18 protein-coding genes are annotated in these 18,063 nt (G+C 60.9%); 8 read left to right on the forward strand and 10 right to left on the reverse strand.

The window, feature by feature from the left end:
• Window positions 1-100: 100 nt before the first annotated feature.
• Together ABSY17_RS10635 and ABSY17_RS10640 are read right to left on the reverse strand one after the other, a co-directional pair.
• Window positions 101-1,042, reverse strand: a complete 942-nt coding sequence (locus ABSY17_RS10635) for an NADP-dependent oxidoreductase (RefSeq protein ID WP_378950083.1) — start codon at window positions 1,040-1,042, stop codon at window positions 101-103.
• A gap of 122 nt (window positions 1,043-1,164) precedes the next feature.
• Complete coding sequence (locus ABSY17_RS10640; protein WP_378950085.1) at window positions 1,165-1,857, reverse strand: alpha/beta fold hydrolase; 693 nt, start codon at window positions 1,855-1,857, stop codon at window positions 1,165-1,167.
• A 548-nt stretch (window positions 1,858-2,405) separates the two neighbouring features.
• Between ABSY17_RS10640 and ABSY17_RS10645 the strand changes: the two genes are divergently transcribed.
• From ABSY17_RS10645 to ABSY17_RS10665, 5 genes are all read left to right on the forward strand, one after another.
• Window positions 2,406-2,855, forward strand: coding sequence for a MucR family transcriptional regulator (locus tag ABSY17_RS10645; protein WP_378950087.1), 450 nt, complete (start codon window positions 2,406-2,408; stop codon window positions 2,853-2,855).
• Window positions 2,856-2,870: 15 nt separating this feature from the next.
• Complete coding sequence (locus ABSY17_RS10650) at window positions 2,871-3,095, forward strand: helix-turn-helix domain-containing protein (protein WP_378952580.1); 225 nt, start codon at window positions 2,871-2,873, stop codon at window positions 3,093-3,095.
• On the forward strand, window positions 3,092-3,517 hold the full coding sequence (locus ABSY17_RS10655) for an Rrf2 family transcriptional regulator (RefSeq protein ID WP_378950089.1): 426 nt from the start codon (window positions 3,092-3,094) through the stop codon (window positions 3,515-3,517). Before ABSY17_RS10650 ends, ABSY17_RS10655 begins: the two co-directional genes overlap by 4 nt.
• Before the next feature lie 177 nt (window positions 3,518-3,694).
• On the forward strand, window positions 3,695-4,456 hold the full coding sequence (locus ABSY17_RS10660; protein WP_378950090.1) for a hypothetical protein: 762 nt from the start codon (window positions 3,695-3,697) through the stop codon (window positions 4,454-4,456).
• A 672-nt stretch (window positions 4,457-5,128) separates the two neighbouring features.
• Window positions 5,129-5,425 carry a PRC-barrel domain containing protein gene (locus tag ABSY17_RS10665; RefSeq protein WP_378950092.1) on the forward strand — a complete coding sequence of 99 codons (297 nt, stop codon included), beginning with the start codon at window positions 5,129-5,131 and terminating at the stop codon, window positions 5,423-5,425.
• A 645-nt stretch (window positions 5,426-6,070) separates the two neighbouring features.
• On the opposite strand, the gene ABSY17_RS10670 is transcribed toward ABSY17_RS10665, so the two are convergent.
• Window positions 6,071-6,499 carry a CHRD domain-containing protein gene (locus ABSY17_RS10670; RefSeq protein WP_378950093.1) on the reverse strand — a complete coding sequence of 143 codons (429 nt, stop codon included), beginning with the start codon at window positions 6,497-6,499 and terminating at the stop codon, window positions 6,071-6,073.
• A gap of 179 nt (window positions 6,500-6,678) precedes the next feature.
• Between ABSY17_RS10670 and ABSY17_RS10675 the strand changes: the two genes are divergently transcribed.
• Window positions 6,679-7,503: a YihY/virulence factor BrkB family protein gene (locus tag ABSY17_RS10675; RefSeq protein ID WP_378950095.1), complete on the forward strand. Its 825-nt coding sequence runs from the start codon at window positions 6,679-6,681 to the stop codon at window positions 7,501-7,503.
• A 139-nt stretch (window positions 7,504-7,642) separates the two neighbouring features.
• On the opposite strand, the gene ABSY17_RS10680 is transcribed toward ABSY17_RS10675, so the two are convergent.
• The 5 genes from ABSY17_RS10680 to ABSY17_RS10700 form a co-directional block, all read right to left on the reverse strand.
• A protein-coding gene (locus ABSY17_RS10680) for an IS3 family transposase (protein WP_378942677.1) occupies window positions 7,643-8,811 on the reverse strand; the annotation gives its coding sequence in 2 pieces (ribosomal slippage) (window positions 7,643-8,547 and window positions 8,547-8,811; 1,170 coding nt in all).
• A gap of 266 nt (window positions 8,812-9,077) precedes the next feature.
• The gene (locus tag ABSY17_RS10685; RefSeq protein ID WP_378952583.1) at window positions 9,078-9,725 is read right to left on the reverse strand and encodes an Isoquinoline 1-oxidoreductase subunit; all 648 of its coding nucleotides are present in this window, start codon (window positions 9,723-9,725) and stop codon (window positions 9,078-9,080) included.
• A gap of 2 nt (window positions 9,726-9,727) precedes the next feature.
• Window positions 9,728-11,878 (reverse strand): molybdopterin cofactor-binding domain-containing protein, encoded by a 2,151-nt coding sequence (locus tag ABSY17_RS10690; protein WP_378950097.1) that lies wholly within the window; start codon window positions 11,876-11,878, stop codon window positions 9,728-9,730.
• 14 nt (window positions 11,879-11,892) lie between these two features.
• Complete coding sequence (locus ABSY17_RS10695; protein ID WP_378950099.1) at window positions 11,893-12,345, reverse strand: (2Fe-2S)-binding protein; 453 nt, start codon at window positions 12,343-12,345, stop codon at window positions 11,893-11,895.
• A gap of 430 nt (window positions 12,346-12,775) precedes the next feature.
• Complete coding sequence (locus ABSY17_RS10700; protein WP_378950101.1) at window positions 12,776-13,699, reverse strand: LysR family transcriptional regulator; 924 nt, start codon at window positions 13,697-13,699, stop codon at window positions 12,776-12,778.
• Window positions 13,700-13,873: 174 nt separating this feature from the next.
• On the opposite strand from ABSY17_RS10700, the gene ABSY17_RS10705 reads away from it, so the two are divergent.
• Both ABSY17_RS10705 and ABSY17_RS10710 read left to right on the forward strand, forming a co-directional pair.
• Complete coding sequence (locus ABSY17_RS10705) at window positions 13,874-14,341, forward strand: nuclear transport factor 2 family protein (RefSeq protein WP_378950102.1); 468 nt, start codon at window positions 13,874-13,876, stop codon at window positions 14,339-14,341.
• Between the two features lie 482 nt (window positions 14,342-14,823).
• Complete coding sequence (locus ABSY17_RS10710; protein WP_378950104.1) at window positions 14,824-16,506, forward strand: GMC family oxidoreductase; 1,683 nt, start codon at window positions 14,824-14,826, stop codon at window positions 16,504-16,506.
• An 85-nt stretch (window positions 16,507-16,591) separates the two neighbouring features.
• Here the strand turns inward: ABSY17_RS10710 and ABSY17_RS10715 are convergent, their stop codons facing one another.
• Entirely contained in the window at window positions 16,592-17,122 is a 531-nt protein-coding gene (locus ABSY17_RS10715; RefSeq protein WP_378950106.1) for a hypothetical protein, read from the reverse strand.
• A 48-nt stretch (window positions 17,123-17,170) separates the two neighbouring features.
• Window positions 17,171-18,043, reverse strand: a complete 873-nt coding sequence (locus ABSY17_RS10720; protein WP_378950108.1) for an NmrA/HSCARG family protein — start codon at window positions 18,041-18,043, stop codon at window positions 17,171-17,173.
• Between the last annotated feature and the right edge of the window lie 20 nt (window positions 18,044-18,063).

Here is an 18,063-nt window from a genome sequence, read left to right on the forward strand (position 1 = left end):
GGGGCATGTTCAGCAGAGCAACATCCATCGTGCCAATTGCGGTAGTCGCCGGGCTAGAGGAGGAGGTAATGGACGACGAAATACTCACAGTCGCGCCATCTTATGCAACGCGAAGGACCACCTTGCCGTGTCGCGGACGTGTCTTCGCTGCGGACGCTGGACCTCCGGCCATAGCACTCCAAGCCTGAGCCACGTCGGCGAGCGCATAAACGGTCGCGACATCCGTCCGGAGGCGGCCATCCTCAAGCATGGTGGCGATGCGGCCCAGGAGCTCTGCGGACGGCGTGAGGTTCATCATTGTGCCTGTCACGCCGTGCTTGGCGGCTTCCTCCTGCGACACGGGCTGGTTGGCTGCAACTAGGTGACCGCCTTTCTTGAGTACCTGAAACGAGCGTTGCTGGGTGTCGCCGCCGATCAAGTCGAACACGACGTCTACCTTGTCGGCTAGCTCCGTCTCGAATTTGGACGTTCGGTAATCGATGACGCGGTTGGCGCCTATCGCCTTCAGATAGGCTTCATCGTCACCGCTTGCCGTCACAACGACGGTGGCGCCGGCTCGAGCGGCAAATTGAACCGCATAGGCTCCGACAGCGCCCGCACCGCCGTGGATCAGGATGGTCTGCCCAGTTTGGAGATGGCCATGGGTGAAGATGCCTTGCCATGCCGTCTGTGCGGCGACGGGAACTGACGCAGCTTCGTCGAACGACAGGTTGAGAGGCTTCCCAACGATCGCGGCCGGCTTGACGGCCAAATACTCCGCGAAGGCGCCAGACGTGCTGTTTCCAAACACAGGATCGCCCGGGGCAAAGCCGCTGGCATCCTTGCCGACCCGTTCGACGACGCCAGAGAACTCATGTCCCGGAGTCCACGGCAGATCGATGGGAAAGGCCTTTCTGGCAACGCCGGAGGCTTCAACAAGATCAAGGTGGTTGATCGCAGTGCTCTGGATCTTCACCAAGACCTCGTTGTCGGCGATGACCGGTAGTGGAATCACGTCAAATGCTAGTGGTCCATCATATGTGTGCAATCTGACGGCCTTCATAGGAAACTCCTTTCTTTTCCCGACACACGCTCGTCTGAGTGACGGGTTTGGCCGGGACGATGAGGCCTGGAAGTGCTTCGGTCGCCGACAATGCCCATTTTGAACCCGACGCGCAGTTGCCCCTAGTTGTTCTGAACCGCGCCAGCGGCCTTGCGGATCACGTCAAGGACCAAGCTGGGCTTGGAAAGCATCGGAACGTGGCTGCTCTCGAATTCGAAAGTGGTGGCTCCCATTCGTTTTGCCGCGAAGCGTTGCAGGTCGGGATGGACGGTGCGGTCCTGAGTGGCCACGATGTACCAGCTCGGCTTTGTCTTCCATGCCACGTCTTCGACCTTCTGGGTGAACAGGTCGGCCACTGGCGCCCCCTGCGTCGCGTAGACGAGCTTCTGCTCCGCCTCAGGCAGGTCTCCCGCGAAGCAGGGGACCCCACCAGGACTGAGCCACACCCGTCCGTCCGTCACCTCGATGTGCGAGAAGACGTCGGTCACTGGGAACTTGGCCTGCAGGCTTTGCGAGGTCTCGTCGGCGTCCGGTGCCAAGGCCGCGATATAGACGAGACCGGCGACGCGCGGGTCGGTCCCCGCATGCGTGATGAGCGTGCCCCCGTAGGAGTGCCCAACGAGGATCACGGGGCTGCTGACGCGAGCCAGGCATGCCTTCACAGCGGCGACGTCGCTCGCTAGCGAGTCGAGACCGTGCTGGGATGCCATCACGTCGTGGCCGTCGGCCTGTAGCGTCGGGATCAATTTGCTGAAGCAGGAGCCGTCGGCCCAAAGGCCATGAGCGAAAACGATACTTGGTTTCGTCACTGTCATCTCCTCTGATTGGTGCGAGCGCGATGATCTGCGACCGGTCATGTCTCTCGAGGCTAAGTCAGATGTTCAGCTTGGGGTGCGGGCAGCGTCATTCGACTATGCCGACACTGCGGTCGTTCCATTGAACTCCATTGAACTCGTTCAAACGTCGGAGAGGCTGGCCAGTTCCAACGCAATAGGATCGATGCACCCCGGTACAGCCTTGAACGGCCGCTTCGAGGGACCCTTGTCAATGTTTGCAGATGAGCGATGCAAAGATGCAGCGAGGCCAGCCACGGCCTTCAGCTTTGGGTCGGACGTCAGCATCGCGAGGATCGTGCCAGGCAAGGGGCCGGAAGGCCGCACCAACACCGAACGATACACCTCACATTCTCGAGTCGGTCGACTAGCCAGTCACCGGAACTCCTGGGCACACTAGAAGCTTCCGTGCGCCAAGGCAGTGCCATCTCAATCATTCGTACGCTAACGCGATTCCTCTGGTGCCGGATTTTGCTCTCTGGCACTGTGCACTGCCCCGTTGCGGGGGGAGTTATTGCCGGAGCAAGTATATGACCGAAGTATTGCCCAAGCCGAACCATCAACTCGTTGAACTCACAGCCGAGATCGTCGCCGCCTATGTTTCCAACAATCCAGTACCTGTCGGAGAACTCCCGGCTTTTATCGCGCAGGTCCACGCCAGCATTGCCAAGCTGAACAGCCCGGAATCCCAGGTGGAAGAGCAACAGACGCCACGGATGCCGATCAAAAAGACGATCACGCCTGATTACCTCATCAGTCTCGAGGACGGCAAACGGTACAAGACGTTGAAGCGGCATCTCTCAGTCTTTGGTCTGACCCCGGACGAGTATCGTGCAAAATGGGGCCTGCCCGGAGATTATCCGATGACGGCGCCGAATTATTCCGTCCAGCGCTCGCAACTCGCGAAGAGCCTTGGGCTTGGCAGGAAGCCGGCTGCCAAACAGCTCGCGACGCGCTCTCCTCGCAAAGCAAAGGCTTAAGATCGAAGTTCGAGAATCTCCTATAGCCTTGGTTTTCGCGATCCGGGAAATTTCAGCCATTTCTTCAAGCGCAGGACAGGCATGTCGCCGGCGCGTTACCGGGCCATAGTGATCAAGAAGACCAGTGACGCGCCGATTCAGACATCTTCACACTATCACGACTGGCCCTTGGGGGCCCAAGTGGATTGGCATCAGCCTCATATGTGCCTATATCAAGTACATATAGAGGACGCTCGATGAACACCCGTTTTGCCGTTGCCACGCATATCCTGACCTTTCTTCAGACGCAGGGAGAACGGCCCGCGACGTCCGAACTCATTGCGTCCAGCGTCAGTACCAATCCGACGCTGATCCGCCGGTTGCTGTCCCAGCTTGCCAAGGCGGGACTTACGACATCGCAGATGGGCACCGGGGGTGGGGCATTGCTTGCACGGCCCGGCAACCGCATCACGCTTCTCCATGTGCACCGGGCCATGGGTGAGGAAAGCACGTTTTTCGCGCTGCACCAGGAACCGAACCCGCAATGCCCGGTCGGAAGGCAGATCAATGGCGTCTTGCGCCGGCGGCTTTCGGATGTCGAGAAGGCCATGGAGGCCGAACTTGCCCGTACGACGATAGCGGACCTGGCGCAGGACGTTTCGAAAGCCAATCTCGCACGCTGAACGCGGAGACGCGATTTTCTCCGTGAACCTCTTTACAGATATATGTGACTGCAGTAGATACATACTTGTCTGTTACAGGAATGGTTGCACATCATGCAATATTCCCGCCGCTTGCTCCTCGCCGTCACAGCGGCAGTCCTGACCGCCTGTGGCGCTTTCGCACAAATGGAGACCAAAATGACCATGCAGGAACAACAGGTCATCGACCTTCTCAAGGCCATCGAAACGGGCGCCGCTGAGCCGGTTGCCGTCATCAATCCGGAAAAATACACCCAGCACAATCTTTCGGCCGTAGATGGCTTGCAGGGGTTCGGTGCGCTTCTCGCCGCGTTGCCGAAGGGGTCGGCCAAGGTGGACACCATCCGCGTCTTTCAGGACGGCGATTACGTGGTCGCTCACACTGACTATAATTTCTTCGGCCCAAAAATCGGCTTCGATATTTTCCGCTTCGAAAACGGCAGGATCGTCGAACATTGGGACAACCTCCAGGAGACGGCCGGCCCCAATTCGAGCGGTCACAGCATGACGGATGGGCCGACCGAAGCAACCGATCTCAACAAGACCGCCAGCAACAAGGCGCTCGTCGCCGCTTTCGTCGACGGCATTCTCGTCAATGGGCGCATGGAGCAACTCGGCACCTACATCGAAGGCGATGCCTACACGCAGCACAATCCCCATATTGCCGACGGGTTGTCGGGGCTTGACGAGGCATTGAAGGCTATGGCCGCCGCCGGGCTGACCGTGAAGTATGACAAGGTTCACCAGGTTCTCGGCAAAGGCAATTTCGTGCTGACGGTGAGCGAGGGCAGCTTTGCCGGCAAGCACACCTCATTTTATGACCTCTTCCGCGTCCAGGACAGCAAGATCGTCGAGCATTGGGACACGATCGAAGCCATTCCCGCGCAATCGGAATGGAAGAACCAGAACGGCAAGTTTTGAAGCGAGGGGGGCAACGCCCCATTGCCCATGATAGAACGGGGGCGCAATGCCCCCTTCACCGCGACTGTCAAGTTTCGCGGAGCCGATACTTCAAGAAATGAACTCCATGGTCACCGGTTCGAAGGGCGGTTTCTGGCGGCTCTGCGACCCGGCGGGGGGAAGGATTCGTTTGACCGGAATCCTTCTGAACGTGAAGGATTGACGTCCACACTTCATAGTGCGAACGGCAGCTTTGCGCGCATTGGTTCCGAAAGCGGACAGGCGGGAAACGGCCCCCGAGCTGCCGGGGCGGCAACGCGCCCCATCTCGGTCATTCAGTGCGTTTCGGTGGATCAGCAGAAGTGGACATGCTGTTTGACGTCGGGCCAGAAGCGCGTTCCTGTCGCATTTCGGTATCGGCACGTTGCATGATCCCCCCGACTTGGAATCGCCGGCGTGTTGGGGCTAGTCTGGCTAGCGATCAAAGGCGCGCCATAGGCCCGAAATTTACCCCTGCGCTCGATCCACTGTACACTTTCATGCTGCGGGGCCACCGGCTGTGCAATGATGCGTGGTCCTCGCCGGTGCAGACCTATCTGTCGAGTGGTCAGGAGGCTCCCATGGCCTGACTTCCTTCGGAACAGAAGGCTGGTTGTGGTGTTGAGGAAGTCATACCTCCAGAGGAGACCAGCAATGGATCACAGCAACCACCGCCGCCTCAGCGGGGCAGAGCTAACTCCCGATGTGCTTCAGGATGTTTCGGTCTTCGGACCAGACGATGAGGACATCGGAACGGTCTCGCATGTCCACGGCTCCGGAAGCACCGCTCAGGTCATCATCAATGTCGGCGGCTTCCTGGGCATTGGCGCGAAGTCGATTGCTCTTACGGCACACCAGCTCGAGTTCATGCGTGGCGAGGGCGGCGAAGTTCATGCCGTCACCTCATTTACGAAAGATCAACTCAGAGCGATGCCGGAGTACGTCTATTAGGCGAAGCGAAATGCGCTGAGCAGACGCGCTCGTTCCTCCCGGTTCTAATGCATGTCATCCGCTGAGGTTCGTATCGCCGAGCGTAGCTATCTTCGAAGGTATGACACTTTGAACGTATGGCCCCTTAGGCCCAACAAAGTAGTCGACACGCTTCCTGCATGCGGGCTGTCCAAGATATGATTGGCGGAATGCCTGCTTCTTGCAACAAATCCCGCACGAGCAGTGAGGCTGGGTGATGCCTTCTATCCGATCGCAAGCCGACGAGACCCGAGAGTTTGTGCTACTTCTCCCCGAGGGGGAGTTCTTCGATGCTCTGTCAAAACAGCGCAAGATTGCAAAGGCTTTGGGCCTCCGTTTCCCCGATATGAAATTGACCCTGCAACCGCCTGGTGCCAAGCGGGTTCAGCATGGGGTCTGTATATTCCCCATCCTTGACGCGACAGAGTCCGATCAATCAATGCTTGAATGGCCGTCGCCTGACGTCGTTGTAGCAATCCTAAGCTGCCTCGCCGGCCTTATCGTTCAGGCGGAGAAAAGGTCCAACCTTCATTGAGCCCAAAGCGGCCAGCCCTAACAAATGCACTGAGCCGGGCATTCGCCCTTGCGCCCTAGCGTGACGCGAACGCCCGGCTCGGTGCCCTAGTTCTATCGGGCTTTTTCGACCTGGCCTCTGATTTCACCGTCGGGAAACTTCTGGGTGTGGATGTTCAGATACCACTTCCCAGCCTGCAGATCGGCGAGCTGCTGATCGGTAATGTCAGCCGAACCACTGGCAACGCTGGACGAGATGTCGACCATAGGTGGCGCATTTTTGCCGACTGCGGCCGGGCCATGGAAATGAGCCGCCGTTGCGTCCCCTGTCAGACCGCCGGCGTTGACTTTCCAGGACAGTTTCTTGGTTGCCGTGTCCACCGTCACATCAGCCGTGCCCGTTGCCTTGCTGTCTGTTGGCGGGACTTCGCTGGCAGCCTTGAGATCCGCCTTGAATTTCATTGTCTCTGCCATCGATGGGCCACCGACAAGCATGACGCTGCCCATCGTCAATGCGATTGCGAGAGCTTTGAAGCGTGACATGTCAGGTCCTTTCAGAGCAACGGGCAAGGAAGACCCGCGGATTGCCAGAAACGCGATATGCCGCCGTCAGTTCCTTCGTTGGGCAAGTACCCTCTCGATTGCCGTTAAGCGGGCCCTATCTCATCTGGAAAGGGGAAAGGGCGGTGATACGAATTGGAATCGCGGACGCCTGCAATCTGGTGAAAGACAGCACGTTCGCCTTCATCGACGACAATGCCCTTAGCCATGGGGCCGCAATGGCGTTTTACGCGGCGACATCATTGGCGCCAATTCTCCTCATTGTAGTTGCCCTCGCGGGCATCGGCTTCGGCCAGGAGGCAGCGCAAATAGCGTTGTCAGCCCAGGTTTCCGGTCTCATGGGGCCGCAGAGCGCCGACCTGTTCCGGGGGGTGCTTGAGAGCGCGTCTGCCACGACGACCGGGACATGGGCGACACTCATCGGTCTTGTAGCCTTGTTGGTGACGGCCTCCGGGGTGTTCGGCGAGATGCAGACGGCATTGAACGTCATCTGGAAGGTCGAACCGAAGGCCACCTCCGTGTCGCGCCTGGTGCGGGCGCGAGCGGCAAGCCTCGGTCTAGTCGCCGCCCTCGGCTTCCTGTTGCTCGTCTCGCTTATCGCCAGTGCGGCGATTTCTGCGATGAGCGGGATCATCAACGCCCACCTGCCGTTCGGAACGGTCATCCTGAGCACGATCAATGGCGTTGTGTCCTTTGCGCTCGTGACGATCATGTTCGCGGCGATCTACAAGGTTTTGCCCGATCGGAATCTTACATGGCGCGATGTGGCCAGGGGGGCTGTGGTGACGGCGGCACTTTTCACCATCGGCAAATCATTGGTCGGCTGGTACATCGGCACTAGCGCGATCGCCTCCTCTTACGGCGCTGCTGGCGGGCTGCTGGTGGTGCTGCTCTGGGTCTATTACTCTTCGCAAATATTCCTTTTTGGGGCCGAACTTACCCGCGCCTACTCCATTCGGCATGGCAGCAGAACGGATCTTCGCTAACCGCTGTTCGCGAAAGCAGGGCGTGGTTGCGGGCTCTGGCGCGCGACGCGGTCCCTTTGCTCTGTTTGCCCTAAATACAAGGTGGGCCTTTTGGGCGAGTGAGAGTGGCCTGCCCCCCTCAGGTGGTCCGGGTTCAATTTTAGTGCATGATGGGTCTTGGCGCTATGGCCGGGGTGGCCGGCGAAGCTGGTCCGGGTTGCGCAGCCGGCCACAGGATCGCTTCCGGCGCAGGCGGTTTGTAGCCCAACGATGAATGCGGTCGCACCGTATTGTAATGTTGCCGCCAGCCTTCGATGACGATCTGGGCCTCCTTCAGCGTGTAGAAGATTTCTCCATCGAGCAGTTCATCACGAAGCTTCGAGTTGAAGCTCTCGCAATAGCCATTTTCCCAAGGGCTGCCGGGCATGATGTAGGCAGTTTTGGCACCGACGGTGGCGATCCATTCACGCAAGGCTTTGGCGATGAACTCGGGGCCATTGTCGGATCGAATGTGGCCAGGGATGCCGCGCAGGATGAACAGGTCGGACAGAGCGTCGATCACGTCGACGGCCTTCAACCTCCGGCTCACCTTGATTGCGATGCATTCCCTTGTGAACTCATCGATCACGTTGAGCATGCGGAATTTCCTTCCGTTGTGGGTGCGATCTTCGACGAAGTCGTAGGACCAGACATGGTTGGGATACTCCGGCCGCAGCCGGATGCAGGAACCGTCATTCAGCCACAGACGGCCTCGTTTGGGCTGCTTTTGCGGAACCTTCAGCCCCTCACGCCGCCAGATCCGCTCGACCCGTTTGACGTTCACCACCCAGCCCGCACGATGCAGCATCACCGTGATGCGGCGATAACCGTAGCGGCCATATTGGATGGCAAGCGCGATGATGTCGGCAGTCAAAGCCGCTTCATCATCCGGTGTCGTTGGAACCTTGCGCTGCGTGGAGCGGTGCTGACCAAGAACCCGGCACGCCCGTCGTTCGCGGACGCCAAGCTCGGCAACAACATGATCCACGCAGGCCCGGCGACGTGCGGGGCTTAGAAGTTTCCCCGCGCAGCTTCCGCCAGGATCATCTTGTCCAGGGTCAGGTCGGAGACGGCGCGCCGAAGCCGCGCATTCTCCGTCTCAAGTTCCTTCAGCCGCTTGACCTGATCGCCCTTCAGGCCTCCGTATTCCGACCGCCAACGATAATATGTAACTTCCGTCACACCTATCGATCGGACCGCTTCCGCAACCGATTTGCCCTGCGAAGTCAGAACATCAACCTGCCGCAGCTTCGTGACGATCTCTTCCGCGCTGTGTCTCTTCCTGGCCATTTCCTAAGTCCTCCATCGGCTCAAAAGCCATACATAAGGGAGGACCACTTTTCAGGGGGCAGACCATTCGGCCTTATCCTCTTGGAAGGCAGCTTTTCGACGCGAAAACGTCCGTTCAGCGTCTAGGCGTGTGAATTACAGCGTAGGCGAGTTGACTGGCGCAAGGGCGCAACCTTCTTCACGAAATGTAAGCTCGCGCCGCACCGGACAACCAGGCAGCAAGTCCACTCTTGGTCTCAGCTGAAGGATTCGACGTTCAACGCGCATCATGCCTTCGGGCAAGCGGCGCCATCCGACGCCCATCTGCGGATCAGTTCGCCGAATACGTCCTGCGTACCGGGCACGGGCGCCCGCCCTGCGCCTGGGGCCCAGCCCCATCCGACGAGACTGTCATGCACCATGTGCTCGACGATCGCCTCAAGGCTCTTGCCGCCATTGCGCTCTGGGTCCTTGATCTGCTCGCAGATCTCGCCGAGCGGCTTGCCGGCCCATGCCATCTCGATCGGCGCCAGGTGCCATTGCGGGTGACCGGGAATACTCCTGAGCGTCTCGGCCTGACCAAGCACGTCGACATTCGTCGCTCCGTGGCACGTGCCACACATCATGCCCGGCATGCCGATATCGCCTGCGCCGCGTGCGACTGGCGGCTGGTGCGGGCGCATCGCCATGCCTTGCAGCGGGACATTGCCGGCGGGGTGACAGTTCACGCAGCGTGGATGCTGGATCACCTTGCCGGCTTCCTCGAACAGCGCCACCGAGCGCGCCGTCTTGTCGGCAATCGAATCGAAGGAAGCCGCATCGCGAAGCGTGCCGGGGGCCGCCGCTTCCTGAGCCACAGCACCCAGTGCAAACAGTGCAAGGACAGCTCCTGCCGCCGCACCAGCCGCGCGGACAGAAAACGCACTCTGGCGCATCATCAGGAAACCCCTCCCGGAACGATGGGCAGACGCCTTACAGCTTGCCCGGTGAGCTTGCGCCAGGCATTCACCACGGCCGGACCGATCGGCGGCACTCCGGGCTCGCCCACGCCGGACGGCTTTTCCGTCGATGCGATCACCTCGACCTCGACATGCGGCATCTCTCCGATGCGCAGTGAGCGGTAGTCGTGGAAGTTGGACTGCACGATCTTGCCGCCTTCGCCCAGCGTGATCTCGTCGAAGAGCACCGCGCCAAGTCCATAGCCGACGCCGCCTTCCATCTGCGCCCTGATGATGTTGGGGTTGATCGCCACGCCACAGTCCGTCGCGCACCAGACGTTGTGCACCTTGGGCGTGCCGTCGGCGTTGCGCGACACCTCGACCACCTGCGCGACATAGGTGCCAAAACTCTTCACCACGGCGACGCCCCGCTCGCGCCCCTCCGACACGGCCGCACCCCAGTCGGCCATCTCGGCCGCCTTTTTGAGCACGCCGGCGAAGCGCGCATCCGTGAACATCGCCAGGCGTCCCTCGACCGGGTCCTTGCCGGCCATCGTCAACAACTCGTCGAGGAAGGTTTCGACCGCGAAGCCGGTATGCGTATGGCCGACCGATCGCCACCACAGCGGCGGCACGGCCAGCGACACATTGTGCGCCTTGACGCGCAGGTTTCCGATCGAATAGGGCAGGTTGGAAGCGCCTTCGACCGAGGTTTCGTCCAGATCGGCCTTGGCCAAGATCGACTGACCGACGATGGCCTGGTCCCAGGCGACGACCTTGCCTTCCTTGTCGATCGCGCCGCGCATCTTGTGAACATACATCGGCCGGTAGTAGCCGCCGCGCAGATCATCTTCTCGGGTCCACATATGCTTCACCGGCCGCACGCCGCCGCTTGCCTTATAGACTTCCGCCGCCTCGCTCATATAGGGCGAGCCGAACTGCGCGCGGCGTCCGAAGCTGCCGCCGGCAAGCTGGGTGTTGAGCCTCACCCGGGCCGGGTCCAGTCCCAGAATCCTGGCTGCCGCCATGTGGTCCATGCCGGGAAGCTGCGACCCGCTGTAGATGTCAAGCACGCCGTCGTCGGCCTTGACGAACACCGCATCCAGCGGCTCCATCGGCGCATGCGCCAGGAACGGGAAGACGATCTCCGCCTCCAGGCTGCGCACGCCATCACCGGCGAATGCCTTGTCGACGTCACCGGTATTCGTCGCCTCCAGCCCTTTCTCGCCCAGCTTCCTGGCAAAATCAGCTGCCAACGCGTCAGAGGAGCGCGTCTCGGCCTTGGACAGGTCCCACTCGACCTTCAATGCCGCGCGGCCCTTCAGCGCCGAATAGGTGTCGTTGGCGTAGACCGCCACGCCTTGCGGCACTTGCCTGACGTCGACGACGCCGGCGACATTGCGCGTGTCGGTATCGTCGAACGACTTCACCGCAGCGCCGAAGTGATCGGCGTGTGCGACAACGGCGTACAGCATGTCGTCGGCGACCACGTCGAGCGTGAACACCGCCCGGCCGGTCGATTTTGCCAGCGTATCGAGCTTCGGCAACTCCTTTCCGATCAGCACGAAATCCTTCGGATCCTTGAGCACCGGATGATCCGGCGGCGCCTGCCTGGCCGCCTTATCGGCGAGGGCCCCGAAACCACTTTCCTTGCCCGACGCCTTGTGGCTGATGCGGCCTGCGGCAACGGTGATCTCGCCCGCCGGCACCTTCCATTCCTCGGCCGCCGCCGCCACAAGCATGGCGCGCGCCGTGGCGCCGGCGGTCCGGAATTGTTCGTAAGAATTGGCGATCGCCGTCGAGCCGCCCGTGCCCTGCACACCGAACATGAGGTTGGCGTAGACCTTGTCGTCGGCGGGCGAGTGCACGGCGCGCATCTGCGACCAGTCGGCGTCGAGTTCCTCGGCCACCAGCGTGGCGAGCCCGGTGAACGGGCCCTGTCCGAACTCGATGTGCTTCGAAAGGACCGTGACGGTGTCATCCACCCCGATCTTGACGAAGGCATTCATGGCCACAAGGTCGCTGCCGCCGCCGGCCGGCACGCCCAGAAGCGCGCGCGCAAAGACCGCGGGCGCGAAGGCGAAGCCGATGACGAGGCCGCCGCCGGCGAGGAAGGCGCGGCGCGAAGGACGGAATGCGTGAATGGTCATCGTTCAGCCCTCCCTCAGATCATCGCCGAAGCGTCTTTGATCGCCTGCCGGATGCGCTGGTAGGTGGCGCAGCGGCAGATGTTGCCGGTCATTGCGCTGTCAATATCCTCGTCGGTCGGCTTTGGCGTGATCTGCAGCAGCGCCACCGCCGACATGATCTGGCCGGACTGGCAATAGCCGCATTGCGGCACGTCGATCGCCACCCAGGCCTTCCGCACGGCTTCCGCTTCCACGCCGGACAATCCCTCGATCGTGGTCACTTCGAGACCTTCGACGCTGGATATGGGCGTGACACAGGAGCGCCGCGTCATGCCGTCGAGATGCACAGTGCACGCGCCACACTGCGCGACCCCGCAGCCGTATTTTGTGCCTGTCAATTTCTCGAAGTCGCGGATGACCCAAAGAAGCGGCGTATCGGGGTCGCCGTCGAACGTTTTCGCCTGACCGTTGAGGGTGAAACTGACCATGAGATGAGCCTCCGTCTTATGCGTAGCGCCCGTGTTGGTCCATCAGACATCGCCTCATCCGATGGGTCAACCACGCAGTTTCACAATGAGGTGATGGCCGCAACGGGCGGATCTTTGCCAATGCCGAAGTCCTAGGGTTTATTGGCTGACGCCGGCCAAACGTCCGGAACGGATCAGAATGGCCAGTTCAGCTGAACGCCCGCTATCCGGATAGCAGAACGAGTTCTAGGAGGTCCGCAACGTGTCAATCCTTCACATCCAAAGGAATTCCGCCAAGACCAATCCTTCAGCAGTGTCGCACAGGGCGCCATTTCGCGACATTCGGCGCGCGATCGCGAGCCTGCGGGCGGAGAAAGCGTTCAGCGAAGATATGCCACCCGAGAAACTTCAAGTGCTCGATAGGCTGTTGGAGGGTTGATGCGGCGATCGGTCAGACGCGCACAGGATTTTCTGCGACTGTGGCTCGGCATAGCCTATCGATCAGATAGTTGCCGAGGACTTCTGTGCGGTTCGGCAACGGCCCCTCGGGCGGTGTCACCCAGTAGACAGCGCCGGGCGGGATCGACCAATCCGGCAGCAATCGCTCAAGTTGATTGGACTGAAATGCCTCACCCAGGAAAAACTCCGGCAAGATACCAGCGCCGGTGCCCGCGATCAGCGCCGGCATCATGGCATCTCCGTTATTCACGCGTAGAGGACCCGAGGGGCGCACGCTGGCGGATTTGCTGCCCCTCATGAAGCGCCAAACCTCCGTGGCCATGGTATAGCTGTAGCAGATGCAGCGATGCTGCAAGAGGTCGAGCGGGTGTTGCGGCCTCCCATGTTTGTCCAGGTAAGCGGGCGAGGCGACCAGGTAGCGCGGCATTTCGAACAACCGCTGCGCAACGAGCGAGGCGCCGGGCTGGACGGCGATGCGGATCGCAGCGTCGAAACCTTCCCCGATCAGATCCATCATCGCGTCACTCAAATGGAGATCGATCGATATTTCGGGGAAGGCGGAAAGAAACTCTGGCAGCAGTGGTGCCACGCGCAACATGCCGAAGGACATGGGAGCGGTCAGACGCACCAATCCGCTCGGAGTTCTAGCCTGGGCCTTGGCAACATCCTCGGCAGCTTCCCCCTCGGAAAGGATATGGGCAGCGCGGCCTACGAGCAGTCGTCCGGCATCTGTCAACACGAAGCGGCGAGCCGTGCGGATTATCAGCCGCGCGCCGAGCCGCGCCTCGACCCTTCTGACCGCCTTTGACACGGTCGCTTTTGAGAGCCTCAGCTCAGCGGCTGCGTCAGCGAAGGAGCGGCACTCCGCAACCTTCGCGAAAATGGCGAGCCCTTCAAGGTCCGGCAGCCTGGCCATGATGATAAACTTCGAAACCTTGGGTTTCGATAGTTTCTATTTCTAAAATGAGCCGCTGTCCATAAACTCAGATCGAGCGGAAGCCGTTGCATCCCGCGATACCCGCGGAACAGCGATTGGCCGCTTCAAGCTTTCCCCCTTCTTCAGGTCGTATCGAGTTTTGGTAGGTGGAAGATGAACGTCAAAACTGCAGAACAAGTCCGCAATGAGCAGCTGATCCGCAGCCTGTACCATTACGCAGAGGCTGACTCCAAAGACACGCCGAAATTTGTTTCGCTCTTTGCAGACGGCGGCTACTTCTATGACGTGGCCGGCGGAAAGAAGTACTACGGCTCCGACATCGGCATCACGGTCGACGTCTATGCCGCCGCTTTCCCCGACATGCACAGGGAGCTCAACACCCTCTATTTCTCCGACAATGTGGTCATCGTCGAATTGTCGCTGAATGGCACGCATAAGGGTGATCTGGTGATGCCGGCTGGGACAATTCCCCCGACTGGAAAAGAAATGCACACCCCGTGCTGCGACGTCTTCCATGTGGAAGGTGGGAAGGTCACTTCATTTCACTGCTACGTCGCGGTTCCCATTCTTCTGGCACAGCTGGGTGTGTTGATGAATCTCGAGGCGGCCTTCAGGCATTGAATCGTGTCAGACCGTCCGGAGTTGCGGAAAGCTCCGGACGGGTCGTGCCTGCCGTGCGAGATAGTTAGGAGCTGGCCATGCAAGGCTTGGCGAACAGCGAATTGGATTCTGTCGTCGTGCACCCCCACGATCCCGAAGACGCAGTTATCTCTGACGCCATTTGCCTCCCGTCCGCATTCACGAACAACGAAGTGCTGCTGGATGACTCGCTCCGATAGGCCGCGCGCGCAGTCGCCGCGGGCATCGACGCCCGGCTCGGTCTGTGGATGGGGATGCCACGTGGATTTCCCGGTAGCTTCGGAAAGTTGAAGGCGGCAGCACAGGCGCTAGATGCCATCGCAGCTTTCCTGGCCGATAAGCTCCACACGCATGCGAGTCCGTAAAGTCCCGAACCCGTTGCGGCCGCCGCTAGGCTCGGCCGCCAAGATGGAGGACTCAAGATGACTAATGCCAGTGAACGGATGCAGGTCCGTCTAGACCGGGTGGCAAGCGGGCGACTGAGCAGGCGCCGTTTCCTGAGCGTCGCCAGTGCTGCCGGTCTTACCCCCGGGCTTTCGCCCGCCATGTCAGATCATGCGTTCGACGCCGGCGACAATCAGGCGGCCAAACAAGTCAAGCTCGAGGGCGCCTACGACTACATTGTCGTGGGCGCAGGCGCCTCGGGCTCGATCGTTGCCGGCGAGTTGTCGAAGACCGGCGCGAAAGTTCTGGTCATTGAAACGGGCGGCGCTGATACGGCACCCACAATTAGCAACCCCAGTATCTGGTTCTACAATGTCGGCGGTCCGTTGGACTGGAATCTACCGATCGCACCCGTTCCCCAATTGAACAACCGACAGTTCAGCATGGCGCTCGGTCGTGTGCTGGGCGGTGGCAGCTCCATCAACGCGATGGTGTGGTCGCGCGGCCTGGAGCGCGACTACGACGCTTGGGAGGCAAGCGGCGCGAAGGGATGGGGCTTCAAGGACGTCTTGCCGACATACAAAGCCCAGGAGGACTGGGAAGGCGGCGCGAACCAATGGCGCGGCGTCGGCGGACCCGTCCACATCCGGATACCCGGCGATCCCCATCCGACGGCCCCAGCTTTTCTGGAGGCTGCGCGTCAGATGGGTTTTCCCATCATCGATGACATGAACGGCCCGATGCGCGCTGGGGCCGGCTATATCAATATGAATATCGCCGCTGATGGTTCACGGGTGAGCGCGTCGCGCGCCTTCTTGCAGCCGAACCTCGACCGTCCCAACCTCACTCTGCTCCTAAACAGCACCGTCACCAAGGTCGTCTTCGAGGTCGATCGTGCAAGTGGCGTGGAACTTGTCACCGCCGATGGTGCCAAAAGCGTCAGGGCAAGTCGTGAAGTGGTCCTCGCGGCCGGCACGATCCATAGCGCGAAACTTCTCATGTTGTCTGGCGTCGGTGACGCCACGCAGCTTCGAAAACTCGGCATCGAGCCGGTCGCGAATTTGCCGGGAGTCGGCCAGAACCTGCAGGATCATGTCCTGGTCTCCGGCGTCGTCTACCAATACAAGGGCAAGATGCCGGAGCGCCCCGCGGACAGCAATGCGGTGGAGGCCGAGGTCTACCTGTCGAGCGGCGTCGACAGTCATCCGACCGATATCAACCTTGTGCTGGAGCAGCTTCCGCTCGCAACACCGGAGGCGGCTGCCCGTTTCGGCGCGCCCCCGACGGAAGGCTTCACGATCGCCCCCGCGCTTGTTCAGCCGACCAGCCGCGGCCATGTGCGGCTGGCCAGCTCGGATTGGCGCGATGCGCCCATCATCGAAGGCAATCATCTGGGTACCGACCGAGATCTCGCCGCAATATTGCGGGCGATCGAAGCGGCCCGCGAACTCGGCAGCAAGGCTGCGCTCGACGGCGTCCGTGCAGCAGAGGTCGTACCAGGCCCCAAGGCCACCAGTCGGCAGGACCTGATCGACTTCGCGCGGACAGCTGCTGCCAGTTTCGGGCATGCAGTGGGTACTGCGAGGATTGGCAGCGGTGCCGATCCCGATGCCGTAGTTGACAGCGAACTTTGCGTCCACGGCCTTCGCGGCCTGCGTGTGGCCGACGCGTCCGTCATGCCGTCGATCATTTCGGGGCCGACCAATGCCCCAGCCTTCATGATCGGCGGCCGCGCGGCCGAATTGATCAAGGCCGCCAAATGATGAAGGATTACTACCCTGGCGGCCCCTCGGTTCTGCCGAAGGACCGTCATTAATGGCAAGCGGCCTTCATAGAGGAAAATCGACTTCAGATGTCTAGGTTCGTTTGCGCATAGTTTAGGAAGTATGCGGTGAATACGGTCGCCCCCAAGTAAACGAACGCGTCGGTCAGATATTCATCGTTCCAGCCGGCTTGCCGGGCGACGTTCCAAGTGGCATCGGCAACGTTTCCCGAATTGGCAGCCGCTTCCCTGACAAGGCCGGCCAGCGCGTCGGTCTTGGCGTCGTTCGTCGAAGTGCCCGTCGTCAAGGCAGTGACCTGGTCGCCGGACCAGCCGTTCATCTGGGCGAGCCGACTGGCAATACGGACCATGTAGTCGTTGCCGAGCCCAGCCGCCGCTGCAAGAGTCAGTGCCGCACCCATCTTCGGAGTGAAGGTGCTCTGATCGGTAAGTACGGCGCGTAGCGACGTGTACGCCGTCAGGACCGCCGGAGAGTGCGCCATCTGGGCGTGCAGGTTCGCTGGTCGTCCGCCGGGGGTGGCTTGAACGATCTTTCGCAGGAGCGGCTGCGACGCTGCCGGTGCGTTCTCAACCGTGTGAGTAGGGATCCGGCTCATCGATATCACCTCATTCACAAGTTGCTGAATGTATCGAACGCGGTCGTCCTATGCGCCTTGGAGAAGTGCGTGCCAGTCCTGTGTCTTCACCCACGCCTCGAAGTCGTGAAAGGCGACGTCCGGGAACTCTCGGCGCAGTGCTGCGCGATCGACCGTGTAGCCGACGCGGTCGAACCACTCGTACATCTTGACGTTGTCCTCACCCATGCGCTGGCGGATGGTATCCATCGGGACCTGGAAGTAGCTGAACTGGCGGCCGGTGACACGCGAGAGGATGGCGACAACCTCATTGCCCGTGAGTTCGTCGCTCCCGAGGTCGAAGCGCTTGCCTGCGAAGCGGCCAGGATCCTCGAGGAGGCGAACGGCGACAGCCCCTATGTCCGCGACCGCGACTTGCGCAAGCTGCCTCGTCGGCCCGAGCGGCGTGGCGTAGACGCCTTTCGCGAGCTGCCCTTTGCCGAAATAGAGGTTCTCCATGAAATAGACTGGCGCGAGCACCGTGGCGCGCACGCCGATCTTGGCGATGTGCATTTCGACCTCGTACTTGCTGTCGAAGTGCGGCACGCCTGTCTGCCGGTTGGCGGAGCCTACCGAGTTGAAGACGAGGTGTACGCCTGCTGCCATTGCCGCGTCCGCAGCGGAGACGCCTTGTCGCACCTCCGATTCCGGACCGCTTTCGAATGGCGTCGTCATCGCGAAGAGCGAGGTCGCTCCTTCGAGCGCCTTCGCGAGCGCGGCCGTGTCTTCGACTGACGCGCGCACGAGGGTGACGCCTGCGTTTGCGAGTTCCCTCGCTTTGGCGGAATCGGTATTGCGCGTGACGGCGCGAACCTCGTGACCGCGCGCGAGCAGGTTCTTCGCCACCGCGCCACCTTGTTGGCCCGTGGCTCCGATGACGACGACGGTAAGCTTCCTACTCATGACCAATCTCCTTTCACTTG

Source organism: Mesorhizobium sp. ANAO-SY3R2, from assembly GCF_042466635.1.
In the GTDB taxonomy this organism is placed as follows: domain Bacteria; phylum Pseudomonadota; class Alphaproteobacteria; order Rhizobiales; family Rhizobiaceae; genus Aminobacter.

Coding starts and splice junctions, on each gene's coding strand:
- ABSY17_RS10700 (WP_378950101.1), bottom strand. CDS start 13,699: ATGGCCAGGCTGCCGGACCTTGAAGGGCTCGCCATTTTCGCGAAGGTT.
- ABSY17_RS10695 (WP_378950099.1), bottom strand. CDS start 12,345: ATGGTCAGTTTCACCCTCAACGGTCAGGCGAAAACGTTCGACGGCGAC.
- ABSY17_RS10640 (WP_378950085.1), bottom strand. CDS start 1,857: ATGACAGTGACGAAACCAAGTATCGTTTTCGCTCATGGCCTTTGGGCC.
- ABSY17_RS10715 (WP_378950106.1), bottom strand. CDS start 17,122: ATGAGCCGGATCCCTACTCACACGGTTGAGAACGCACCGGCAGCGTCG.
- ABSY17_RS10720 (WP_378950108.1), bottom strand. CDS start 18,043: ATGAGTAGGAAGCTTACCGTCGTCGTCATCGGAGCCACGGGCCAACAA.
- ABSY17_RS10635 (WP_378950083.1), bottom strand. CDS start 1,042: ATGAAGGCCGTCAGATTGCACACATATGATGGACCACTAGCATTTGAC.
- ABSY17_RS10665 (WP_378950092.1), top strand. CDS start 5,129: ATGGATCACAGCAACCACCGCCGCCTCAGCGGGGCAGAGCTAACTCCC.
- ABSY17_RS10655 (WP_378950089.1), top strand. CDS start 3,092: ATGAACACCCGTTTTGCCGTTGCCACGCATATCCTGACCTTTCTTCAG.
- ABSY17_RS10705 (WP_378950102.1), top strand. CDS start 13,874: ATGAACGTCAAAACTGCAGAACAAGTCCGCAATGAGCAGCTGATCCGC.
- ABSY17_RS10645 (WP_378950087.1), top strand. CDS start 2,406: ATGACCGAAGTATTGCCCAAGCCGAACCATCAACTCGTTGAACTCACA.
- ABSY17_RS10670 (WP_378950093.1), bottom strand. CDS start 6,499: ATGTCACGCTTCAAAGCTCTCGCAATCGCATTGACGATGGGCAGCGTC.
- ABSY17_RS10690 (WP_378950097.1), bottom strand. CDS start 11,878: ATGACCATTCACGCATTCCGTCCTTCGCGCCGCGCCTTCCTCGCCGGC.
- ABSY17_RS10685 (WP_378952583.1), bottom strand. CDS start 9,725: ATGCGCCAGAGTGCGTTTTCTGTCCGCGCGGCTGGTGCGGCGGCAGGA.
- ABSY17_RS10660 (WP_378950090.1), top strand. CDS start 3,695: ATGACCATGCAGGAACAACAGGTCATCGACCTTCTCAAGGCCATCGAA.